Genomic DNA, 22,787 nt, shown 5'->3' on the forward strand with positions numbered 1-22,787 from the left:
ATCCCGCATGAAAGCTTTAGTGCTTGAACAACTTGATGGCAAAACCATTGCCAATATTCAGACTCTGAAAACTGACGATCTCCCTGCCGGAGATGTTCTCGTTGATGTCCAGTGGTCTAGCCTGAACTATAAAGATGCCCTCGCAATCACTGGCAAAGGAAAAATTATACGCAATTTTCCGATGGTTCCCGGCATCGATTTCGCAGGCACTGTACACCACAGCGAGGATCCCCGTTTTCACGTTGGCCAATCCGTTATTCTCACTGGCTGGGGTGTGGGGGAAAATCATTGGGGCGGCCTATCCGAACAGGCTCGTGTCAGCAGTGAATGGTTAGTTGCGCCGCCGCATGGTCTAGATGCGCGTAAAGCTATGATTATTGGTACTGCAGGCTTTACTGCGATGCTGTGTGTCATGGCTTTAGAAGACGGCGGAGTTACGCCAGACAGTGGAGAAATTCTGGTCACCGGTGCCAGCGGCGGTGTAGGTAGTACCGCTGTCGCACTGCTGAGTCGACTAGGCTATCGCGTTGTTGCCGTCAGTGGCCGCGAAAGTAATGAAGAGTACCTAAAATCACTCGGCGCCGAACGCGTTCTGCCCCGCAGCGACTTCACCGCAGACAGCCGTCCATTAGAGAAACAGATCTGGGCTGGAGCTATTGATACCGTTGGCGACAAAGTATTGGCAAAAGTGCTGGCTCAGATGGACTACAACAGCACGGTTGCAGCCTGTGGTTTAGCCGGTGGCTATCAGCTACCGACCACCGTCATGCCATTCATCCTACGCAACGTGCGCCTGCAAGGCGTGGATTCCGTGATGACCCCTCATGAGCGCCGCACTGAAGCGTGGCTGCGTTTAGCTGATTTACTGCCAGAAAGTTTCTATCAGCAAGCCTCCACGGAAGTCACCTTAGAAAACGCGGCTGAAACCGCAGCCGCACTGATGGATAACAAAGTCACTGGCCGAACCTTAGTCAAGGTACGCTGAACCACAGGAATTCTTGGCTAATTTCTGTATTACTTCCACTCCCGCGAATAAGGGGGAGTGGAAGTCTGCCCTCATTTATAACAATTTCGTGATACTCATCCATTACGCGCAAATCCTGCCATCATGTTTTTCAAGAGCGACAATAATTAAGAAAAACGAGGGCATCGATCATGGCCAAATTCCCGAAATTCACCGAAGCAGAAGTCACGCCAGAAAGCGTATTTCACCAACGCCGCAGTGTGTTAAAAGCCTTAGGCATTACCGCTGCATCATTAGCCCTTCCCCATGCCGCACAGGCCGACTTGCTATCGTGGTTTAAAGGCCACGATCGTCCCGCCGCGCCAGCGGGAAAACCACTCCAGTTTAGCCAACCGGCGCAATATCAAGCCAAGCTGGCGCTAACCCCAGAAAATAAAGTTACCGGTTACAATAACTACTACGAGTTTGGATTAGATAAAGCCGATCCTGCCGCCAATGCGGGAACACTGAAGACCGAAGGCTGGAAAATCCGTATCGATGGCGAAGTCGCCAAACCACTAACGCTCGATATGGACGATATCTATAAGCACTTTGCTTTAGAGGAGCGCATCTATCGCATGCGCTGCGTTGAGGCTTGGTCGATGGTGATCCCTTGGGTGGGGTTTGAGCTTGGTAAGCTGCTAAAAATGGTAGAACCTACCAGCAAAGCTCGCTATGTAGCCTTCCAAACGATCTATGACCCCGACAATATGCCTGGGCAAAAAGATCGCTTCATCGGCGGCGGATTGAAATATCCCTATATAGAAGGATTACGTCTAGATGAAGCAATGCACCCGCTCACCTTGATCACCACAGGTGTCTACGGCAAAGAACTTCCACCGCAAAATGGTGCACCGCTACGTCTAACGGTGCCATGGAAATACGGTTTTAAGGGAATCAAATCGATTGTCAGCATTCGCCTCACCCACGACGAACCGCCAACAACGTGGAATACCAGCGCACCCGATGAATATGGGTTTTACGCCAACGTTAATCCGCACGTTGATCACCCTCGTTGGTCACAGGCCAGCGAGCGTTTTATCGGCTCGGGTGGAATTTTGGACGTAAAACGTCAGCCTACGCTGTTGTTCAACGGTTACGCTGAACAGGTGGCGTCACTCTATAAGGGCATGGATCTTAGGACGTTTTTCTAAGGGAATTACGTACGGAGAATCATTCTAAGATGAAAAGAATCACACTTAAGCAGGTAAAAATTCTCAAAGTGCTGATCTGGCTGGCGGTAAGCCTGCCGCTACTCTGGCTGGTATTTGCTGCGACGCAAGGATTGCTCAGCGCCGATCCCGCCAAAGATATTCAGCACTTTACCGGCAGAATGGCGCTAAAACTGCTGTTAGCCACTTTGCTCATCACTCCACTGGCTCGCTATGGCAAACAACCGCTGTTAATCCGCTGCCGTCGTTTACTCGGAGTATGGTGCTTTGTTTGGGCCTCTATTCACTTAGCCAGCTATACAATTCTTGAACTTGGGTTAGACTTCTCACTACTCGGTAGTGAGTTGATTAAACGCCCTTATCTGACGCTAGGTATCATCAGTTGGCTGATTTTGTTCGCATTAGCAGCAACCTCGACGCAATGGGCAATGCGAAAAATGGGTTCCAGCTGGCAGAAATTACATAATTTTGTCTATATTGTGGCCATTCTCGCCCCCATTCACTATCTGTGGTCGGTGAAAACGCTATCACCACTGCCTATTTTTTACGCGATTGGCGCGGTTATTTTGTTAGCATTCCGTTATCAGAAAATTCGCCAATGGTGGCGGTAACGGTTGGAACTTATTAGTATTTTTCTGCCGAAATTCATACAACGTGTTTCCAACTGGCGAAGTTCGCAGTTGAATATCTTCGCTGATTCGACCAGTATTTAGCTGCTAATTGCCACGAAATCATTATAATGCCCGACCTTATACGCCGATCTGTGCCACAAATTGACACAGAAAAGGTGACAAGTCGGTGACATAGGGTTATTTTGACGGATGATCGTCTGATTGCCGGAGATAGCAGCACAATGGCAGATAAGTTCAACATTTTGCTTTTAAACGGACCTAACCTGAATTTGTTGGGAACCCGTGAGCCTGACAAGTACGGTAGCACCACATTGCCGGAAATTGTCAGCCACTTAGAACAGGCCGCCAATGCGCTGAACGTTTCGCTCAGTCATTTGCAGTCTAATGCCGAATTTGAACTCATCGATCGCATTCATGCTGCTCGTGGCAATACCGACTTCATTCTGATCAACCCAGCGGCATTTACGCATACCAGCGTAGCGATCCGCGACGCATTACTGGCAGTTCAGATCCCGTTTATCGAGATTCACCTGTCAAACGTGCACGCTCGCGAGCCTTTCCGTCATCATTCCTATCTGTCTGATATCGCCGTTGGCGTCATCTGTGGTTTGGGTGCTGATGGATACGAATTCGCTCTGCAGGCGGCAGTTAACCGCCTGAAAAAATTTAACTAAGGATGTCATTCCTGCCTATCCGAACCGATGGTTTAGACTCAGGCGGATGAACATCTATATTCTACGTAACAACAAAGAGTACGGAATCACACATGGATATTCGTAAAATCAAAAAACTGATCGAACTGGTTGAAGAATCTGGCATTTCTGAGCTGGAAATTTCTGAAGGTGAAGAATCAGTACGCATTAGTCGTGCCCCAGCAGCTGGCAGCATGCCAATGATGCAGCCTTACTACGCGGCAGCACCTGCACAAGCAGCAGCGGCTCCAGCGGCAGCACCGGCAGCAGAAGCTCCGGCAGCGATTAGCGGTCACATTGTACGTTCTCCGATGGTCGGTACTTTCTACCGTACTCCAAGCCCAGATGCGAAATCTTTCGTTGAAGTTGGCCAAAAAGTGAATGCAGGCGATCCGCTGTGCATCGTAGAAGCCATGAAAATGATGAACCAGATTGAAGCCGACAAATCCGGTGTGGTGAAAGCCATTCTGGTTGAAAACGGCCAACCGGTTGAATTTGACGAGCCTCTGGTCGTCATCGAATAACGAGGCGAGTCATGCTAGATAAAATTGTTATCGCCAACCGTGGTGAGATTGCGCTACGTATCCTACGTGCTTGTAAAGAACTGGGAATTAAAACCGTTGCAGTCCACTCCACGGCTGACCGCGATCTAAAACACGTGCTGCTGGCAGACGAAACTGTCTGTATCGGCCCTGCACCATCAGTCAAAAGCTATTTGAATATCCCTGCTATCATCTCTGCAGCTGAAATTACCGGCGCAGTAGCGATTCATCCAGGATATGGCTTCTTGTCTGAAAACGCTGATTTTGCTGAGCAAATCGAGCGTTCCGGCTTCATCTTTATCGGCCCTCGTGCAGAAACTATTCGCCTGATGGGTGATAAAGTTTCGGCCATTAGCGCGATGAAAAAAGCGGGTGTTCCTTGCGTACCGGGTTCTGACGGCCCACTAGGCGACGATATGGTGAAGAACAAAGCCATCGCCAAACGCATCGGTTATCCGGTCATCATCAAAGCTTCTGGCGGCGGCGGCGGACGCGGTATGCGTGTTGTTCGCGGCGATAAAGATCTGGAACAGTCCATCATCATGACCAAAGCGGAAGCTAAAGCAGCTTTCAGCAATGACATGGTTTACATGGAAAAGTATCTGGAAAACCCACGCCACATCGAAATTCAGGTGCTGGCAGATGGTCAAGGCAACGCAATCTATCTGGCAGAACGTGACTGCTCCATGCAGCGCCGTCACCAGAAAGTTGTCGAAGAGGCACCAGCACCAGGTATTACGCCTGAGCTACGTCGCTACATCGGCGAACGTTGCTCCAAAGCCTGTGTCGATATCGGCTACCGCGGTGCAGGGACTTTCGAATTCCTGTTCGAAAACGGCGAGTTCTATTTCATTGAAATGAACACCCGTATTCAGGTTGAACATCCAGTGACCGAAATGATCACCGGCGTTGACCTGATTAAAGAACAGCTTCGTATTGCCGCTGGTCAACCGTTGTCTATCAAGCAGCATGAAGTTCAGGTGCGTGGCCATGCGGTAGAATGCCGTATCAACGCGGAAGACCCTGATACCTTCCTGCCAAGCCCGGGTAAAATCACGCGTTTCCACGCGCCGGGTGGCTTTGGTGTTCGTTGGGAATCTCATATCTACGCAGGCTACACCGTGCCTCCGTACTATGATTCCATGATTGGTAAGCTTATCTGTTACGGTGAAAACCGTGACGTGGCGATCGCTCGCATGAAAAATGCGTTGGCAGAACTGATCATTGACGGCATCAAGACTAACGTTGAGCTGCAACAAAAGATTATGAATGATGAAAACTTCCAACACGGTGGTACCAACATTCATTATCTGGAGAAAAAACTCGGCTTGCAGGAAAAATAACTGCGTGTGAGTTTTGTCTCTCTTAAAAGGTCGGGTAACCGGCCTTTTTGCTTTTTAGTTGCCTAATCGTCTGAAGAAACGATAACGCTGCATAAAAAGAACGGTTGCCGTAAAATCCCCTACCTTATGATTTTGTACTTATAAATGGGAGACCCCCATGGATGCTCGCTTTTTGCAGGCAAATCGTGAAGCCCGCTGGGCTTTGTGGCTGACCATTGCTTATCTGGTGTTGTGGATCATAGCGGCCTATGTTCCTAACAGCTTACAAGGCATAACAGGACTGCCGCACTGGTTCGAAATGGCCTGTTTACTGCTGCCACTGGCGTTTATTTTGCTGTGCTGGGCAATGGTTCGCCTGATTTTCAAAGATATACCCTTAGGGAACAATGATGCAGACTGATGTCATTTTACCGCTAGTCGGCTATCTGTTACTGGTATTTGGTCTGTCGGTCTATGCCTACCGTCGCCGCCAAAAAGGTAACTTCCTCAACGAATATTTCATCGGTGACCGCTCGATGGGGGGCTTCGTATTAGCCATGACGCTAACGGCCACCTATATCAGCGCTAGCTCCTTTATAGGCGGCCCAGGGGCTGCCTATAAATATGGGTTAGGCTGGGTATTACTGGCGATGATTCAGCTACCAGCAGTGTGGTTATCGCTCGGGGTTCTGGGCAAGAAATTCGCTATTCTGGCGCGCAAATACAATGCAGTAACGCTCAATGATATGTTGTATGCCCGCTATAAAAGTCGCCTGTTAGTTTGGGTGGCTAGCCTCAGCCTACTGGTTGCTTTTATTGGCGCCATGACCGTGCAGTTCATCGGCGGAGCGCGTTTGCTGGAAACTGCAGCGGGTATCCCTTATGACACTGGGCTTTTGATATTTGGCATCAGCATCGCTCTCTATACCTCGGTGGGAGGATTCCGTGCGAGCGTTTTGAACGATGCCATGCAGGGTTTGGTGATGCTGCTCGGCACGATTATTTTGCTCGCCGGAGTGATCCATGCCGCTGGCGGTTTGCATGCCGCAGTGGATACTTTGCAAAATATCGATCCTAAGCTGGTTTCGCCGCAGGGCGCTGACGATATTTTAAGTGCGCCATTTATGGCATCGTTCTGGATATTGGTGTGCTTTGGGGTTATCGGCTTGCCACATACGGCTGTGCGTTGTATTTCCTACAAAGACAGTAAAGCGGTTCATCGCGCCATCGTTATTGGCACTATCGTGGTGGGAATACTGATGTTTGGTATGCACCTTGCGGGTGCGTTAGGCCGTGCTGTGTTGCCAGATTTAAAAGTGCCAGATTTAGTTATCCCTACCCTGATGGTCAAAGTTTTACCGCCGTTTGCTGCAGGTATTTTTCTGGCAGCGCCGATGGCGGCGATTATGTCCACGATCAATGCTCAGCTGTTACAATCGTCGGCAACCATCGTTAAAGACCTGTATTTGGGGATGCACCCTCAGGCGCTCAAAAACGAAAAACGCTTGGCGAGAATGTCCAGCCTGTCTACGCTGATTTTAGGGCTTTTACTGTTGCTGGCGGCATGGCGTCCTCCAGAAATGATTATCTGGCTAAATTTGCTGGCCTTTGGTGGCTTAGAAGCGGTATTCCTGTGGCCACTCGTACTAGGGCTTTATTGGGAGCGTGCTAATGCACACGGCGCGCTGAGCTCAATGATTTCTGGTGCCATTTGCTACGCTGTACTTGCTACTGCTGACTGGCATATATTCAGCTTACATCCGATTGTTCCATCGCTGCTCATTAGCTTAGCAGCATTTGGGATCGGCAACTTTTTTGGCGAGCGTGGTGAAACAGTGCCAGCCGCGACTGAATTAAATTCAAAATAGAGACTTCGAGATGCCTTGGATTCAAATCAAAATCAACACGACCGGTAATCAGGCTGAATCCCTGAGTGATGCATTGATGGAAAGCGGTGCTGTATCAGTGACTTTCCAAGATACTCATGATAATCCGGTATTTGAACCACTGCCGGGCGAGACTCTGCTTTGGGGCGATACCGACGTTATCGGCCTGTATGACGCAGAAACCGATATGAAAGAGATTGTGGCGATTCTGGAAAATGATCCAGCGTTAGGCAAAGGCTTCCACCACAAAATCGAACAGATCGAAGATAAAGATTGGGAACGCGAATGGATGGATAATTTCCACCCAATGCAGTTTGGTCGCCGTCTATGGATCTGCCCAAGCTGGCGCGATGTTCCCGATCCAAGTGCGGTCAACGTCATGCTTGATCCTGGTTTGGCATTTGGTACTGGGACTCATCCCACAACCGCACTGTGTCTGCAATGGCTAGACGGTTTGGATCTGGAAGGCAAGACCGTGATCGACTTCGGCTGCGGCTCGGGTATTTTGGCCATCGCAGCCTTGAAACTCGGCGCTGCACGCGCTATCGGGATCGACATCGATCCTCAGGCTATTCAGGCAAGCCGTGACAATGCGCAGCGTAACGGTGTTTCCGAACGTTTAGAGTTGTATCTGCCAAAAGATCAGCCTGCAGACCTCAGCGCAGACGTCGTAGTCGCTAATATTCTGGCAGGCCCACTGCGCGAACTGGCGCCGCTGATCAGCGATCTGCCAAAATCTGGCGGTCATCTGGGTCTATCCGGTGTTCTAGCAACGCAGGCGCCAAGCGTTGCAGAAGCTTACGAAGATAAATTTATCATCGATCCTGTCGCTGAACGCGAAGAGTGGTGCCGCATTACCGGCATTCGCCGCTAAGCGACTTCGCTATACAAAAACAGCGCTTTATATAGGCGCTGTTTTTGTTTCTGCCACCCCTAACAAACGGAAGTATTCGCATACTAGCCACATATCTTCGCTAAACGTCTTATCTATCGCCTGCTGCGAAGTTTCAAAAAACGTCTGATGAGCCTGTCTCCAATAAGCCAAAGACTTATCCCCTTCGCCTTCTGCAGCCGCGAATATGGCGTCCACATCACGAAAGCGACGCAAAGATACCTGCATTGTTTCTATCGCCGCCACGGGCTTTTCATGCCCATCTAGCACAATAGTCAGATAACCCGCGGTAGGAATGGTCATCCCCTCATGCCAATACTCATCCAAAGCACTACAGGTGGCATATTTTTCACCGCTCACGATAAGTTCAGACAGCTGCTGAGCTAAGTCCCCTGGCGTACCAAAATGCTCAACGTGATAAATTCGCCCCTCTAATTCAGGATGCTGTTGTACTATTTTCAACCAGAATAATGCGATTTCACTATCCATATCATCCTCTAAAATGCGATATGCATCTCATTTATAGCGCCATTATTGTGGATTTCTTAAGCGTTTTATCTGGCAACAGGCACCAAAACTGACCTAAAACGACCAATAAGAAAGGGAAAAAACAAAAGAGCATTTTTTAACCATTAATACATAACCATATGTTAAACAACAAAAATAATCAAATACGAAGCGCCAGCTAGTGATTTCATTGATCTACAACAGCTGATTGTTCAAAGTTTGGCCTTTCATATCCGAGCAAAAATGCGTAATATACGCGCCCTTGCGGACACAGTATGGTCAGTCTTTGTCTATGCGCATTGGACATATAGAACTTAAAAATCGCCTCATTGCTGCGCCTATGGCCGGCATAACCGATCGCCCTTTTCGGACGCTTTGCTACGAAATGGGTGCCGGGATGGCTGTCTCTGAAATGCTCTCTTCCAATCCGGAAGTGTGGCAAACGGATAAGTCACGTCTGCGCATGGTTCATTTAGACGAGCCTGGGATCCGAGCCGTGCAAATTGCTGGCTGTGACCCTGATGACATGGCTGCTGCGGCCAAAATCAACGCTGATAGCGGCGCGCAGATCATTGACATCAACATGGGTTGCCCGGCAAAAAAAGTGAACCGCAAACTCGCGGGTTCTGCTCTTTTGCAGTATCCCGACTTGGTTGGAAAAATCCTCAGCGCGGTGGTTAACGCTGTAGACGTACCGGTAACGCTTAAAATTCGTACGGGCTGGAGCCCAGAACACCGTAACTGTGTTGAGATTGCCCAATTGGCTGAACGCTGCGGAATTCAGGCCTTGACGATTCATGGCCGAACCCGTGCTTGCTTATTCAACGGCGAGGCGGAGTACGACAGCATTCGGACAGTTAAGCAGAGTGTTTCCATCCCGATTATCGCGAATGGAGACATAACTGACCCGCATAAAGCCAGAGCGGTGCTCGACTACACTGGAGCCGATGCTCTAATGATAGGACGTGCCGCTCAGGGGAGACCCTGGATCTTCCGGGAAATCCAGCATTATCTGGACACAGGGGAGCTGCTTCCGCCCATGCCGTTGGAGGAGGTTAAGCACTTGTTATTAGGGCATGTACAAGAACTGCATAATTTTTACGGTTCTGGTAAGGGATTTCGCATTGCCCGCAAGCACGTATCTTGGTATCTCCAAGAACACGCCCCATGTGACCAGTTTCGGCGCACATTCAACGCCATAGAGGATGCCAGCGAACAGCTGGAGGCGTTGGAGGCATATTTCGAAAATCTTAGCGTAAAAAAAGAGCTGACAGAACTATGTTCGAACAACGCGTAAATTCTGACGTACTGACCGTTTCTACCGTAAACTCCCAGGATCAGGTGACTCAAAAGCCACTGCGTGACTCGGTTAAACAAGCCCTTAAAGGCTATTTTGCTCAACTGAATGGTCAAGACGTTAATGATCTGTATGAGCTGGTACTGGCTGAAGTAGAACAGCCACTGTTAGACATGGTGATGCAGTATACTCGCGGTAACCAAACCCGCGCTGCGCTGATGATGGGTATCAACCGTGGTACTCTGCGTAAGAAATTGAAAAAATACGGCATGAACTGATACTAGTCAGTTAACGTATTGAAAAAAGGCGCTTCTCCTTTATTGGATTAGCGCCTTTTTTATTAAAGTGAGTAGATGAATTCACCACAGCAATTAATCCACAGCATTATTCTGGTTTATGCCCCTCCTACCTTGGTAAACACGACTGCATTGAGAGCCGAGTCACGGTATTCAGTCACTGTAAGTTGTTAATCTTTCAAACATTACAATGGAATATCCAAATACATCAGTGTTCATAGATATATCCATCGTTGATTCAAATCGCATACACGCTGGCTAAGCTCGTCACTCAACTCTCCCCTGAGCCTCGCCCCTCTAACTAGCGTATTTAGCCTGCAACTCACGTTCGCAAGGGTATAGATGCGTTGTTTGATTGATCGTTTTTGTTTACTCACTTAATAGGGAAAAGAAATGTTTTTTTTCAAGAAATGTGTGGTCGCATTGTCGATTAACATTGCTCTCATTTCATCGGGTTTCGCCTGTACAACTTTGCTCGCAGGTAATGAAGCGACAACCGATGGCTCGGTGTTTGTTGCTCGCAGCGCGGATAGTGACGCACTCAAGGCACAGCATTTCGTTATTCATCCAGCGCAGAAAAATCAGACCGGCGTCTATAGCACCAAAGCGCACAACGGTGCGAATGACTTCTCCTACCCACTCCCGAAAAACTCATTGCGCTATACAACGGTGCCAAATTGGAAAACACAATTGCATGGTGCGACCGGTTTTAACGAACTCGGCGTTGGTGTAACCGGCACTGAGTCTATTTTTGCATCACCTAAAGCTTTAGCTGTCGATCCTTATGTCGAAGATAAAGGGATCACCGAGGACGATATTCCCGATATCCTGCTCTCTCAAGCCAAAACGGCACGGGAAGCTGTAGCCTTGCTCGGCAGTATTGTTGAAACACACGGCGCTGGTGAAGGATTTGGGGTTGCCGTCGTTGATGAGCATGAGGTGTGGTATTTAGAGACGGGGAGCGGCCACCAGTGGATGGCACAGCGTGTGCCAAATGATAAATATTTCGCCACCGGCAATCAGGGGCGTTTACAACAGTACGATGCAAAAGATCCTAACGTGATGGGGTCAAAAAACCTGATCGAGTTTGCTACCGAAAAAGGTCTGTATAATCCAAAAACAGACGGTGAATTTAATTTCTCTAAAGCCTATACCCGCGACGACGAACGCGACCGCACCTATAATGATCCCCGCGTCTGGACAATCCAGAAGATCTTTAACCCATCAGTCAATCAAGACGTTTCTGCTGGAAGACAATTCCCCGTCCTGCTAACTCCAGAGAAAAAGCTTTCACTGGATGATGTTAAGGCCGTGCTGCGTAACCATTATGATGGAACAAAACACGATCCTTACTCTAACGGCCTGAATGGAAAAGAGCCGTGGCGCCCAATCAGCGTGTTCAGAACCTATGAGTCACATGTGATGCAGGTTCGCCCATGGTTGCCGAAAGAGATTGGCGAAGTGACCTATGTGGGTCTGGGTATGGCCGATCTCACCGCATTTGTTCCTTACTACAGTGGATTACAGGCATACCCACAAAACTATGCGCAGGGTACCGATAAAGCGGATAGTGATTCTATTTACTGGAAATATCGTAAGCTGCAAACGCTCGTTATGACCGATTATCCGAAGTTAGCTCCGATTGTTAAAAAAGCCTACCATGACTGGGAGATCAAAGTTGCCGATGAACAGAAGGCAATGGAATCTAAGTACCTGAAAATGGCTAAAACCGACAAAGCTGGCGCGGATAAAATGCTGAATGAGTTTAATCTACGCGTGATGGCTGATGCGGAAAAACTCACTGAAAATCTCACTAACGAAATTTTCACCCTCCGCACCAAAGATATTCAATCTGATATCTTCTTTGCCAACGCAGCCAAGAAGGATTAAAGCACAGGCATTTTAATCACGGTGACATCGTGTTTTGTGTCGCTGCTATTATCATCAAAAGGTGACTGCTACAGCGGTCACCTTTATCCAGAATCAATCCCCGCCCAGCCTACTCATTCGAATATCCATGTCTTAAACAGACAACGGGATAACATCCTCATTTATCGCGCTAACAATGTTAATATAACGCTCAGGCGAGATTCACTTCATGCCACAAAACCATGTTTTCTGTTTACCACGGCCTCCGAGATTGCCATGAACAAACCTGCATCTTCTGTTTCTGAATCGATTACCCGTGATTTAGCTCTACGTATTATCCGTGGCGAGTTAGCTGAAGGTATGGCAATTCCAGGGGAGCATGAGCTTGCACAGCAGTACGAGGCATCTCGCACATCTGTACGCAACGCATTGCAAGTACTTGGTGCTAAAGGCATGTTACTGATCCAAGCCAAACGCCGTAGCACGGTTACGCCACGCGAGCAGTGGAGTTTTCTCGACGCAGAAGTCCTATCCTGGTTGGAAAATGTAGGTATTGAATCTGAACTGGTTGAACAACTGATGCTAACGCGCCTCATTTTCGAGCCCGACGTTGCCGCTATGGCTGCGCTCAACGCCAACGGTCATGATTTAGCGGCTATCGAAGATGCTTGGCATACCATGCAATTAGGGCAAAAAAACAATTCAGCAGAGCAATTCGAACGCGGCGATCTCGCCTTCCACACCGCGGTGCTACGCGCCTGCCACAACCCCTTTCTTGCTTCTGTCGGCAATGCACTCTCTGCGGCAATGATGCTGTCATTCAAACACACTCTAGAAGACGATCTCCAACTCACTCAAGACGCTGTTCAGCAACACCGGGATCTGTTGGAAGCGATCCGCTTAAAGCAGGCCGATCAGGCTCGCCAATCTATGCGTCATATCCTATTAAGTGCGGCTCACAAGCATATTTGGCGCGAGATCCCAGAAAAATATCAGCACTTTTTCTAATCCCACACTTTTTGCATATTTCTTTTAGCTCGTAGCTAACTTTCGATCTCGTTCACAGATCTAAGCTTATTTATTCGCCATTATTCTTGTCATACAAGAATTGACATGTTGTAACTCAAGAATGAATAATCACTGGATTGCCATCGATTGGGGAACCTCAAATTTCCGAGCGTTTCTGATGAATAACAACCAATGCATTGACACGATAAATGCGCACTGCGGACTGCTTAGCGTACCTGACCGTCAATTTGATGCTGCCCTTTTGCCGCTTATCACGCCTTGGCTAATGGAGTATCCCAATCTCCCGATACTGATGGCGGGAATGGTCGGGTCACAACAAGGCTGGCAAGAAGTGCCTTATGTCGCTCTCCCCGCAAGCTATCAATGCTTTGCTCAACAAACCGCTCAGGTCACAACTTCGTGGGGAAGCCCTTGCCGAATTGTGGCGGGAGCGAGTGGCGCCAATACTTTTGGCTTACCCGATGTCATGCGCGGAGAAGAAGTACAACTGATTGGCCTAGCGGCACAATATCCGCAAGAACAGCATTTAGTGATTCTGCCCGGAACCCATAGCAAACACGCCACGATCGCTCACGATCACATCCTGCACTTTAATACTTTTATGACGGGTGAGATCTATGCGGTGATGCTAAATCACTCGTTGCTCGGCAAGGATCTTCCTGAATCTGATGAAGATCATTACGCCTTTGCCCTTGGTGTGCAAAACGCGCAAAACGCCCCCAATCTCAGTAACGCATTATTTTCAGCTCGCACGCTAAAGCTCGCCGGTTCTATCACCCCAGCGCAGGTTGCCAGTTATCTATCTGGTTTGCTCATCGGCTCTGAATTGTCGGCATTACCGGGCAAGCAGGCGTGGATCGTGGGCTCTGCAACCCTTACCGAACGCTATACCCGCGCAGCGAGTCTGCTTGGCATCACGCTAACGCCTGCCAACGGAGACGACTGTTTTATCCACGGCATGAACACCATTTATCAATCCTTAACCGGAGCATTGGCATGAATTACATGAATTTTGCACTGCGCTGGCAGCAGTGCTCGCTGCCACTGGTCGCGATTTTACGCGGAGTAACGCCACAGGAAGCCCAAGGAGTAGCAGAAACACTTCTCGAGTGCGGTTTCACTTATTTGGAAGTGCCGCTCAACAGCCCGCAACCACTCGAATCCATCACAATAATGGCTAAAACCGTAGGCTCAAAAGGGTTCGTTGGGGCAGGAACAGTGCTGACTGAACATCAGGTTCATCAGGTTGCCGAGGCTGGAGGGCAATTAATCATTTCGCCCAATATGGAACCTTCGGTGATCCGCGCGACCTGTGAACTAGGGCTTATCAGCATGCCCGGCGTCGCCACGCCCAGCGAGGCTTTTACCGCGCTACGCGCCGGAGCCAGCGCACTTAAGCTCTTTCCTGCCGAATTAGTGACACCCACGATTGCCAAAGCGATGAGCGTAGTGCTTCCCGCCGAAACGGTCTGCCTACCGGTGGGAGGAATTAATCCTAACAGCGAGCAAATGCGTAGCTATCTGAACTCTGGTGCGCGAGGTTTTGGTCTAGGCGGCGGTTTATATCAGTCTGGGATTTCGCTGGCGACTCTGCGTGAACGAGCTATGGCCTACCACCACGCATGGCAACAGGCCAATCAAAAATGATCGCTAATGCGCTGCAAGACTTATCTGTCATCGGTGACTACCGCGCCCTTCTCGGAGAATCTCCGGTGTGGTGTTTCCGATCCCAGTCGCTTATCTGGGTAGATATTTTACAACGTCGCCTATTGCGCTATTGGCCGCAACAGGGGGAAAAGATCGAGATCCACGAATTACCTTTTCTTTGTAGCGCTGCCTTACTCACCGAAGAATCCGAACAATTTCTCCTTGTGACGGCACAAGGCGTCATGCTTTACGACTATAGCCAGCAAAGCCATCGCCAACTCTGTCCGTGGCCTGAAGATGAACAAACCCGTCCGAACGAAGCGGCGATCGCACCCGATGGATCGTTGTGGTTCAGCACGATGGAGCTCACGGCTCGCTCAGCAATCGGGAGCTGGTATCGCTATGAGTACGGCGACGCCCTGCCTGAAAAAATGCTTAGTGACCAACATGTGCCCAACACCTTGGCTTGGCTGGGGTCATATGTCTGGTTTGTAGACACTTTCCGTCACCGTTTTTGTCGCAGCGCGGCGCATCGCATCAGCACACAAACCCTGAGCGAATGGCCGATAGAAGACTTGCTTGCCGACGGCTCGGCGCTGACCCTCGACGGAATGCTGCTCAATGCCTGTTGGGGTAGCGCTTGCCTCACCGCCTACCGTTTAGGCGATGCCGCTCCTGAATGGCTCGCAACACATCCACTGCCTGTAACACAACCCACTAGCTGCGCCTTTGGCGGGCCTGATTTACACGATTTATATATCACCTCAGCCTCTGATGGGCTTGCTATGCCATCAAAAACTGAGGGGGCACTTTTATGTTATCGAACTCCCTACACAGGACAGCAAGCAATGCTGTTCAACCTAAAAAGATAAATAATCACCCACGAGGTTAACCATGACTACGCATTCGATTTCGCAGTCAACACCCCATACAAATCGGCAGACTCTGCTGATCTGTTTTCTCGCTGCACTGGCAGGTCTGCTGTTTGGACTGGATATGGGCGTTATTGCTGGCGCACTTCCCTTCTTAGCCAAAGAGTTTGCACTCAGCAGCCACCAGCAAGAGATGGTCGTCAGCATCATGATGTTAGGTGCCGCACTGGGCGCGTTATGCAGCGGCCCACTATGCGCACGAATCGGACGTAAAAAAACGCTGTTAATCGGATCTATTTTATTTGTTGTTGGATCAATTGGCTGCGCGCTTGCTCCTGATTTATCAACGCTGGTTATCTCACGCTTCTTACTCGGCGCTGCAGTCGGCGTGGCTTCTTTTGTTGCCCCGCTTTACCTATCTGAAATCGCACCAGAACACATTCGCGGCAGCATGATCTCGCTGTACCAGTTGATGATCACGATTGGCATTCTGGCGGCATTCCTCTCTGACACGGCTCTCAGCGCTAGCGGCAACTGGCGCTGGATGCTAGGCATCATCACCATTCCTGCTCTAATCCTGTTTTTTGGGGTACTCACCCTACCAGAAAGCCCTCGCTGGCTGATGATGAAAGATAAACATGCGCTGGCAGAGAAAGTACTGCTATTGCTGCGTTCTACCCGTGAAGAGGCGCATAGCGAACTGGAAGCTATCCGCGAAAGCGTTCAGGTGAGACAGCGTGGTTGGCAGCTCTTCCGTGCTAATAGCCATTTCCGCCGTTCAACCTACCTTGGCATTTTGCTGCAGTTCATGCAGCAGTTCACCGGCATGACCGTAATCATGTATTACGCACCAAAGATCTTCGCGATCGCAGGATTCGCGTCAACCGAACAGCAAATGTGGGGAACCGTTATCGCAGGGTTAACCAACGTGCTGGCGACGTTTATTGCCATCGGCTTAGTCGATCGCTGGGGACGTAAACCCATCCTCAAACTCGGTTTTAGCGTCATGGCTATCTGCATGGCATCAATGGGTTACATGTTCTTCGTGGGTATCACAAGCGCGACCGAACAATACACCGCAGTGACCCTGCTACTGATCTTTATCGTCGGTTTTGCTATGAGCGCAGGTCCACTGATCTGGGTACTTTGCTCCGAGATCCAACCGTTAGCCGGACGTGATTTTGGCGTCACCTGTTCCACCATGGCTAACTGGATCGCCAACATGATTATTGGAGCCACATTCCTAACGCTCATCGATACCATCGGCAGCGCAGGAACTTTCTGGCTCTACGCTGGACTCAACGTCGTCTGCATTGTGCTCACCCTGTTGTTTGTCCCTGAAACAAAAAATATCTCTTTGGAAAACATCGAGAAAAACTTAATGACCGGCCTACCGTTGAGAAGCATCGGCAGCGCACTCTAATTCACTGTTATTTTTGTTTCGCCGAGGTCAGATATGACAGCTTTGGACATCACAAATACCTCTGATAGTGAGAAAAAGATCGCCGCGGTATATAACAAAATCACTCGCCGCCTGATCCCGTTTTTGATCCTGTGTTATTTCTTCGCCTATCTGGATCGCGTCAACGTTGGCTTCGCTAAGCTGCATATGCAGGATGCGTTGAACTTTAGCGATACCGTATACGGCGTGGGAGCAGGGATCTTCTTTATTGGTTATTTTCTGTTTGAGTTGCCAAGTAATCTATTGATGCAGCGTTTTGGACCACGCTTTTGGATCGCTCGGATCATGATCAGTTGGGCAATTCTCTCAGCGCTGATGATCTTCGTGCAAACGCCTACTCAATTCTACGTTCTGCGTTTTTTGCTAGGTGTTGCAGAGGCTGGATTTTTTCCCGGCATCGTGTTTTATCTCACGCTATGGTTCCCGTCATGGCGTTCGGCACGCACGCTGGGGCTATTTATTCTAGTCACGCCGCTATCCACCATCATTGGCAGCCCGTTATCGGGGTTTATTCTTAAATTTTTTGATGGTGTTGATGGCCTGCATAACTGGCAATGGCTGTTTGTTGTCGAAGCCATTCCTTCGTTCCTTCTGGCGTTCGTGGTGCTACGTTATCTCGACAATGACGTCAAATCTGCACGCTGGTTGAGCACGGAAGAGAAGCAAATTGTCGCAGACGATCTAGAAACGGATCGTCTGCGCAACCTCATTGCCAATGAGGGCAAGCCCCCGCAAAACCTAAAAATGATGTTCCGTAATGGCTACGTATGGCTGCTGGCGCTGATCTTCTTCAGCTTCAACATCGGCTATTACGGTATCAATTTCTGGCTACCGTCGATCATTAAAAGCTCCGGTGTTAACGACGATTTTCATATCGGCTTACTTGCCGCGCTGCCTTACGTTTTTGGTGCCGTCTTCATGGTGTGGAACAGCCGTCACTCCGATCTGTGCTGTGAACGCCGCTGGCATATAGCCATTCCGGCCATATTAGGTGCCGTGGGTCTGACGCTAAGCGCCTATTGCAGCGGTTCCACCCTATGGATGATGGCGTGGATTTGCTTAGCCATGTCCGGCACGTTAGCGCTTATCCCAACCTACATCAGCCTACCGGGTACGTTGTTGTCTGGCACAGCTGCCGCGGCTGGCATCGCTTTAGTTAACTCAGTGGGCAATTTAGCGGGGTTCTTCGGCCCTACGGTGCTCGGCTGGCTGAAAGACAACACAGGCAGCACCAATGTAGGTCTATATATTCTCGCCGCATTTTTATTGCTGTGTGCTCCATTGATGTTTTTGTTACCAGCCAAGCTGGTTAATCCCCGCCGTAATGCTGGCAGATCCTAAACCCTAAATAATTCGAGTTGCATTGAGGCGGCAAGTGAGTGGACGCGACCAACAAAAATGCAACTTTGAAGTATGACGGAGATAAATGCAAAGCGCGGCTGGCGTTATATCGTTATTGAAAAGAGGCAGTTTATGAGTGGATGTAAAAGCTGTGGCACCTGTGGTGATGGGCACTTTAACCCTGTACTTAGTGGGGATGATGGTGCGCTTAAGCGGGCCCTGTACAAATCGATGGGACATACGGATGAACAGCTACGCCGTCCGGTGATCGCGGTGGTTAATAGCTACACCAATGCCACTGCTGGCCATGCAAATCTCAACGAACTCACGGCAGAAGTCTTAAAAGGTATAGATGAAGCTGGCGGCGTTGGGATGGTATTCGGCACGATTGCACCTTGCGATGGTATCGCCGAAGGGCATTTGGGCATGCGTTATATTCTTGCCGCCAGAGAAGTGATAGCGAGCTCAATCGAAGTGATGATGCGCGCCCACCGTTTTGACGGCATGGTGCTACTCGGTTCCTGCGACAAGATCGTCCCTGCGATGCTAATGGCCGCTGCACGATTGGATATTCCAGCCATTCTGGTTAATGGTGGGCCGATGTATCCCGCCGAATATAAAGGTAAGCACTGGGACGGCAATATCGTCACCGAGGCCATTGGCTGGAAAAAACGCGGAGAGATCGACGAAGCTGAATTCCGACATATCGAGGATATCGCTGAGCCGGGTCCAGGTTCCTGCACCATGTACGGCACCGCCAACACCATGTGCTGTATTTCTGAGGTGCTCGGCATGAGCCTGCCGGGTAGCAGCACATTGCCAGCCGTGTCACAGGAGCGCCGAGAATGTGCCTTCCGCACGGGTCAAACGGCGGTTGATTTAGTTAAGCGCGGCGTCAATGCGCGCCAAATTATCACACCACAGTCAATCCGCAACGCCATGATTTATCTACTCGCCACCGGCGGATCTACAAATGCTATTTTGCATTTACAGGCTATCCACTATGAAGGCGAATACGGACATCTGCCGCTGTCGGATTTTGACAAACTAAGCCATCACGTTCCGCTCGTGGCATCACTCTACCCTGCTTCTGAATACGACATGATCGACTTCTGGGAAGCGGGTGGTGTCGCGGCCGTTGAGAAAGAGATTGCCTCACTGATGGACCTCAACGCCCTTAGCGTCAGCGGTCAATGCAAAGCCGAATGGTTGGCTCAGGTTCCTGTCAGCCAGCGACCTGAAGTCATCCATACACTAGCAATACCGGTTCGCAATGAAGCTGGGGTTGCGGTGCTGCATGGCAATCTGTCTCCGCTTGGCTGCGTCGTAAAACCTGCCGCGGTGCCAGAGCACTTGATGACCTTCACTGGCCCAGCCGTGGTATTTAACAGCGAGCAAGAATCCGTTGATGCCATCCTTTCTGGAGATATCGCGTCAGGTTCTGTGCTGGTCTTACGTTATGAAGGCCCTAAAGGTGGACCGGGTATGCCTGAAATGTACAAGCCAATGAAATGTCTCGAAGGTATGGGACTTTCAGATAGCTGCGCGCTGATTACTGACGGCCGTTTCTCAGGCTCTAACCGAGGGCTGTTCGTTGGTCATATTTCCCCTGAGGCCAGCGATGGCGGCGATCTCGCACTAGTCGAAAACGGCGATACCATCACCATCAATATCCCTACTCGTGAGCTCACGCTGAACGTCGACGAAGCCACATTGGCAGAGCGTCGCAAACATTGGGTTCCACTGGAGAAACAGGTACCACGCGGATTTTTACGGTTGTATCGCCGCTGGGCATTACCTGCGGCACAAGGCGCAGTGCTTGCAGACAGAGATGAGGAATAATCATGTACCAATCAGCAGACATCTGCGGTGTCAATCCCATTGCGGCCATGCCATTTAACCCACAAGGTGAGCTAGATTTTCCCAGCTTTAGCCGCATGCTAGAGCACTTGGCTACAACGGGCATCCAAGGGCTAACCCTGTTTGGTATCGCCAGCGAATTTCCTAAGCTGGATGACGACGAACGCTTGCAGCTCTCCAATCGGTTTTTATCCGACCTTCGTGGCAGCGGTATTTTTCGAGCGATTTCGGTCACAGACCACAGTACAGAAATTGCGGTTAAACGCGCTCGCGACTATCAAAAACGTGGGGCAGACGCCTTAATGCTGTTGCCTCCGTTTTTTCTTCAGCCCAGCCCAGAAGCGATTTCGCATCATATTTTCTCGGTGCTAGAGGCCGTGGATATCCCAGTAATGGTGCAGTACGCGCCGGGTGAAACTGGGCTTGCAATCACTCCTGAGCAATTGGCCAACGTCGCCACTCGTTATCCTCATGCGGTATTTAAGATTGAGTGCAATCCTCCAGTGGACTACACCCAAAAGTTCTTACAGCAAGCACCGCAGGCTAGCGTACTAAATGGTTATGCAGGGCTTTACATGCTTCAAATGTTGGAAGCTGGCGGCAAAGGCGTCATGCCGGGCTGCTCTTTTAGTGAGATTTATGTGCGGATATATCAGCTCTGGCAAAACGGTGATAAAGCCGCAGCGCAGGAACTGCATAGACAGCTGTTACCGTGGATCCAACGCTGGATGACACACTGCGAATACATTATCCAAGTAGAAAAAACGATCCTCCAACGCAGAGGGATCATTACCAGCGATTATTGCCGTCATCCCGGATGGGCATTAACGGATCAGGATCGTGTGATGATCGAAAGTTTCATCTCAACATTTTCCCTTTAATTTTGCGGAGTCTCTATGTCTACATCAGCCCAACAACCACGCATTATCATTGTTACCGGAGCCAGCCAAGGTATCGGCCACGCCATCGCACAAACGTTCTTAAAACAGGGTGATATCGTTATCGGTTGTGCCTTTTCCTCCATTGAAAAAGCCCCCCACGCGAAAGAACTTTTAGATCTTTACCCTGAACATTTTCATTATTATTCGGTTGATATCACGCGTACCGAATCTATTGCCGAATTTATCGCCTCGGTAGAACAGCGCTTTGGGCGTCTCGATGTGCTGGTTTCTAATGCGGGTAAAAACGTGTTTAAAGGTATCGATTGTGAACTGGAAGATTGGCACCACAATCTTGATCTTAACCTGCGTTCTCATTGGTATATGGCGAAATCCTGCCGAAGTATGTTAGAGAAATCTAAGGGCGTTATTCTGGTCATGACGTCTAACCACGCCTTTTCAACCATGCCAGGATGCGCGCCGTACAATATCACCAAACGAGCCCTGCTTTCGTTGGTGCAAAGCCTGACCATTGAATGGGGGCCTGCAATTCGCAGCGTAGGCATCGCTCCGGGTTTTATTGATACCGCCGGCAATCAAGTATGGTTTGACTCCCATGGCGACGGAGAAAAAGCACGCCTTGAAACTATTGCTAAACACCCCGTCGGTCGCATCGGGACTTCCGAAGAAGTGGGCGAACTATGCCTGTTCTTAGCCAGCCCCGCCGCTGGGTTTATTGCTGGAACCACCATCATCATGGACGGCGGGCGCAGCGCATTAATGCAAGACTGATTGGACGCTATCTCTACACCTGAAACATCAACCGCCTATCGGGGCGGTTTTTTTTCGTAACTCAGAAAAACTCACCTTACCGACAGAACTGCGTGTGCAGAGAGAGTTCTCACAAAAGTATTGCTGTATCTTTCAAGATACAACGATCCATTCATATTAAAAGCAATTTCTATCGCATTGAATTATAAGAAATATAAATAACTTTACCTTTTCTGATGCGATAAAAGCTTCACAAGCCCCTGCCAGAAGACATAAATTCTTGCAGAGCAAATTGGACAGATGGAGAAGGTTTTATAAAATCGGTTGTCCAAGCTACAAGCAATAGCCATTGAACTTAACGCGCTGAAATAATGAACTTTTACTAATTGAGAACAATTCCATGAAGAAAACACTGTTAGCTCTATTCGTTCTCGCGCCATTTGCCAGCATCGCTGCACCAACACCACAGCCGATGATTGGCAACTATCACGCTGTAGGCTATACAACCTGTGGTGGATATAAAGTGCTTTCGAGCGCCATCAGCAATGAAAATGTCATGGTGCTACAAATCACTGACCCCGTTACCAAAGCATCACAGATTTTCTATGGCGATCGCAGCTCAGACGAGACTGAAAAAGTGCCTTACGTGCTTTCAAACTACGATGCAAGCACACAAAAATTTACGCCGGATCCCTCAAATACGACGATTCAATTCGGGATCAAAATGGGGAATCCAGGCAAGCCAGGAAATGATTTATATAATCTGACGATGGGTGGCCAAACTTACGTCTGTAAACAGTTCACCATCTTTAGCTGA

The 22,787-nt window shown here is 49.5% G+C and carries 23 protein-coding genes; 22 read left to right on the forward strand and 1 reads right to left on the reverse strand.

Features of this window, described 5'->3' with window-relative positions; translation table 11 throughout:
• Positions 1–7 precede the first annotated feature (7 nt).
• The 9 genes from HMPREF3091_RS19695 (at position 8) to prmA (ending at position 8,123) form a co-directional block, all read left to right on the forward strand.
• A complete protein-coding gene (locus HMPREF3091_RS19695) occupies positions 8–985 on the forward strand; it encodes an acrylyl-CoA reductase (NADPH) (protein ID WP_070718284.1) in 978 nt (325 codons plus the stop codon).
• Between the two features lie 170 nt (positions 986–1,155).
• On the forward strand, positions 1,156–2,157 hold the full coding sequence (gene msrP / locus HMPREF3091_RS19700) for a protein-methionine-sulfoxide reductase catalytic subunit MsrP (RefSeq protein WP_070718287.1): 1,002 nt from the start codon (positions 1,156–1,158) through the stop codon (positions 2,155–2,157).
• A gap of 29 nt (positions 2,158–2,186) precedes the next feature.
• Positions 2,187–2,786 carry a protein-methionine-sulfoxide reductase heme-binding subunit MsrQ gene (gene msrQ / locus HMPREF3091_RS19705; RefSeq protein ID WP_070718290.1) on the forward strand — a complete coding sequence of 200 codons (600 nt, stop codon included), beginning with the start codon at positions 2,187–2,189 and terminating at the stop codon, positions 2,784–2,786.
• A 242-nt stretch (positions 2,787–3,028) separates the two neighbouring features.
• Positions 3,029–3,481: a type II 3-dehydroquinate dehydratase gene (gene aroQ / locus HMPREF3091_RS19710; RefSeq protein WP_004097160.1), complete on the forward strand. Its 453-nt coding sequence runs from the start codon at positions 3,029–3,031 to the stop codon at positions 3,479–3,481.
• A 92-nt stretch (positions 3,482–3,573) separates the two neighbouring features.
• Positions 3,574–4,023, forward strand: coding sequence for an acetyl-CoA carboxylase biotin carboxyl carrier protein (gene accB, locus HMPREF3091_RS19715; RefSeq protein ID WP_070718291.1), 450 nt, complete (start codon positions 3,574–3,576; stop codon positions 4,021–4,023).
• 11 nt (positions 4,024–4,034) lie between these two features.
• Positions 4,035–5,384: an acetyl-CoA carboxylase biotin carboxylase subunit gene (gene accC, locus HMPREF3091_RS19720; protein WP_004097156.1), complete on the forward strand. Its 1,350-nt coding sequence runs from the start codon at positions 4,035–4,037 to the stop codon at positions 5,382–5,384.
• A gap of 157 nt (positions 5,385–5,541) precedes the next feature.
• Positions 5,542–5,784, forward strand: coding sequence for a YhdT family protein (locus HMPREF3091_RS19725; RefSeq protein ID WP_004097154.1), 243 nt, complete (start codon positions 5,542–5,544; stop codon positions 5,782–5,784).
• Positions 5,774–7,231 carry a sodium/pantothenate symporter gene (gene panF / locus HMPREF3091_RS19730; protein WP_070718293.1) on the forward strand — a complete coding sequence of 486 codons (1,458 nt, stop codon included), beginning with the start codon at positions 5,774–5,776 and terminating at the stop codon, positions 7,229–7,231. Before HMPREF3091_RS19725 ends, panF begins: the two co-directional genes overlap by 11 nt.
• A 10-nt stretch (positions 7,232–7,241) precedes the next feature.
• The gene (gene prmA / locus HMPREF3091_RS19735; RefSeq protein ID WP_070718296.1) at positions 7,242–8,123 is read left to right on the forward strand and encodes a 50S ribosomal protein L11 methyltransferase; all 882 of its coding nucleotides are present in this window, start codon (positions 7,242–7,244) and stop codon (positions 8,121–8,123) included.
• Between the two features lie 27 nt (positions 8,124–8,150).
• On the opposite strand, the gene HMPREF3091_RS19740 is transcribed toward prmA, so the two are convergent.
• On the reverse strand, positions 8,151–8,630 hold the full coding sequence (locus HMPREF3091_RS19740) for an ASCH domain-containing protein (RefSeq protein WP_070718299.1): 480 nt from the start codon (positions 8,628–8,630) through the stop codon (positions 8,151–8,153).
• A gap of 310 nt (positions 8,631–8,940) precedes the next feature.
• Here HMPREF3091_RS19740 and dusB point away from each other — a divergent pair, with 310 nt between their 5' ends.
• The 13 genes from dusB (at position 8,941) to HMPREF3091_RS19805 (ending at position 22,787) form a co-directional block, all read left to right on the forward strand.
• Positions 8,941–9,945, forward strand: coding sequence for a tRNA dihydrouridine synthase DusB (gene dusB, locus HMPREF3091_RS19745; protein ID WP_004097146.1), 1,005 nt, complete (start codon positions 8,941–8,943; stop codon positions 9,943–9,945).
• Positions 9,927–10,223 carry a DNA-binding transcriptional regulator Fis gene (fis, locus tag HMPREF3091_RS19750; RefSeq protein ID WP_004097144.1) on the forward strand — a complete coding sequence of 99 codons (297 nt, stop codon included), beginning with the start codon at positions 9,927–9,929 and terminating at the stop codon, positions 10,221–10,223. The genes dusB and fis overlap by 19 nt, the downstream gene beginning before the upstream one ends.
• Before the next feature lie 411 nt (positions 10,224–10,634).
• The gene (locus tag HMPREF3091_RS19755; RefSeq protein WP_070718303.1) at positions 10,635–12,131 is read left to right on the forward strand and encodes a C69 family dipeptidase; all 1,497 of its coding nucleotides are present in this window, start codon (positions 10,635–10,637) and stop codon (positions 12,129–12,131) included.
• Between the two features lie 255 nt (positions 12,132–12,386).
• Positions 12,387–13,118, forward strand: coding sequence for a FadR/GntR family transcriptional regulator (locus tag HMPREF3091_RS19760; RefSeq protein ID WP_004097090.1), 732 nt, complete (start codon positions 12,387–12,389; stop codon positions 13,116–13,118).
• A gap of 178 nt (positions 13,119–13,296) precedes the next feature.
• The gene (locus HMPREF3091_RS19765) at positions 13,297–14,139 is read left to right on the forward strand and encodes a 2-dehydro-3-deoxygalactonokinase (protein WP_246840030.1); all 843 of its coding nucleotides are present in this window, start codon (positions 13,297–13,299) and stop codon (positions 14,137–14,139) included.
• A complete protein-coding gene (locus HMPREF3091_RS19770) occupies positions 14,136–14,786 on the forward strand; it encodes a 2-dehydro-3-deoxy-6-phosphogalactonate aldolase (RefSeq protein ID WP_070718309.1) in 651 nt (216 codons plus the stop codon). Before HMPREF3091_RS19765 ends, HMPREF3091_RS19770 begins: the two co-directional genes overlap by 4 nt.
• Complete coding sequence (locus tag HMPREF3091_RS19775) at positions 14,783–15,658, forward strand: SMP-30/gluconolactonase/LRE family protein (protein WP_070718312.1); 876 nt, start codon at positions 14,783–14,785, stop codon at positions 15,656–15,658. The genes HMPREF3091_RS19770 and HMPREF3091_RS19775 overlap by 4 nt, the downstream gene beginning before the upstream one ends.
• A gap of 22 nt (positions 15,659–15,680) precedes the next feature.
• Complete coding sequence (locus HMPREF3091_RS19780) at positions 15,681–17,081, forward strand: sugar porter family MFS transporter (protein ID WP_070718316.1); 1,401 nt, start codon at positions 15,681–15,683, stop codon at positions 17,079–17,081.
• 33 nt (positions 17,082–17,114) lie between these two features.
• Positions 17,115–18,461, forward strand: a complete 1,347-nt coding sequence (locus HMPREF3091_RS19785) for an MFS transporter (RefSeq protein WP_070718319.1) — start codon at positions 17,115–17,117, stop codon at positions 18,459–18,461.
• 132 nt (positions 18,462–18,593) lie between these two features.
• The gene (gene ilvD, locus HMPREF3091_RS19790; RefSeq protein ID WP_070718322.1) at positions 18,594–20,303 is read left to right on the forward strand and encodes a dihydroxy-acid dehydratase; all 1,710 of its coding nucleotides are present in this window, start codon (positions 18,594–18,596) and stop codon (positions 20,301–20,303) included.
• Between the two features lie 2 nt (positions 20,304–20,305).
• A complete protein-coding gene (locus HMPREF3091_RS19795) occupies positions 20,306–21,202 on the forward strand; it encodes a dihydrodipicolinate synthase family protein (RefSeq protein WP_070718325.1) in 897 nt (298 codons plus the stop codon).
• Between the two features lie 15 nt (positions 21,203–21,217).
• Positions 21,218–21,991, forward strand: coding sequence for an SDR family NAD(P)-dependent oxidoreductase (locus HMPREF3091_RS19800; protein WP_004097072.1), 774 nt, complete (start codon positions 21,218–21,220; stop codon positions 21,989–21,991).
• A gap of 379 nt (positions 21,992–22,370) precedes the next feature.
• Positions 22,371–22,787 carry a hypothetical protein gene (locus tag HMPREF3091_RS19805; RefSeq protein WP_070718328.1) on the forward strand — a complete coding sequence of 139 codons (417 nt, stop codon included), beginning with the start codon at positions 22,371–22,373 and terminating at the stop codon, positions 22,785–22,787.

The organism is Hafnia sp. HMSC23F03 (genome assembly GCF_001816025.1).
Lineage (GTDB): Bacteria > Pseudomonadota > Gammaproteobacteria > Enterobacterales > Enterobacteriaceae > Hafnia > Hafnia paralvei.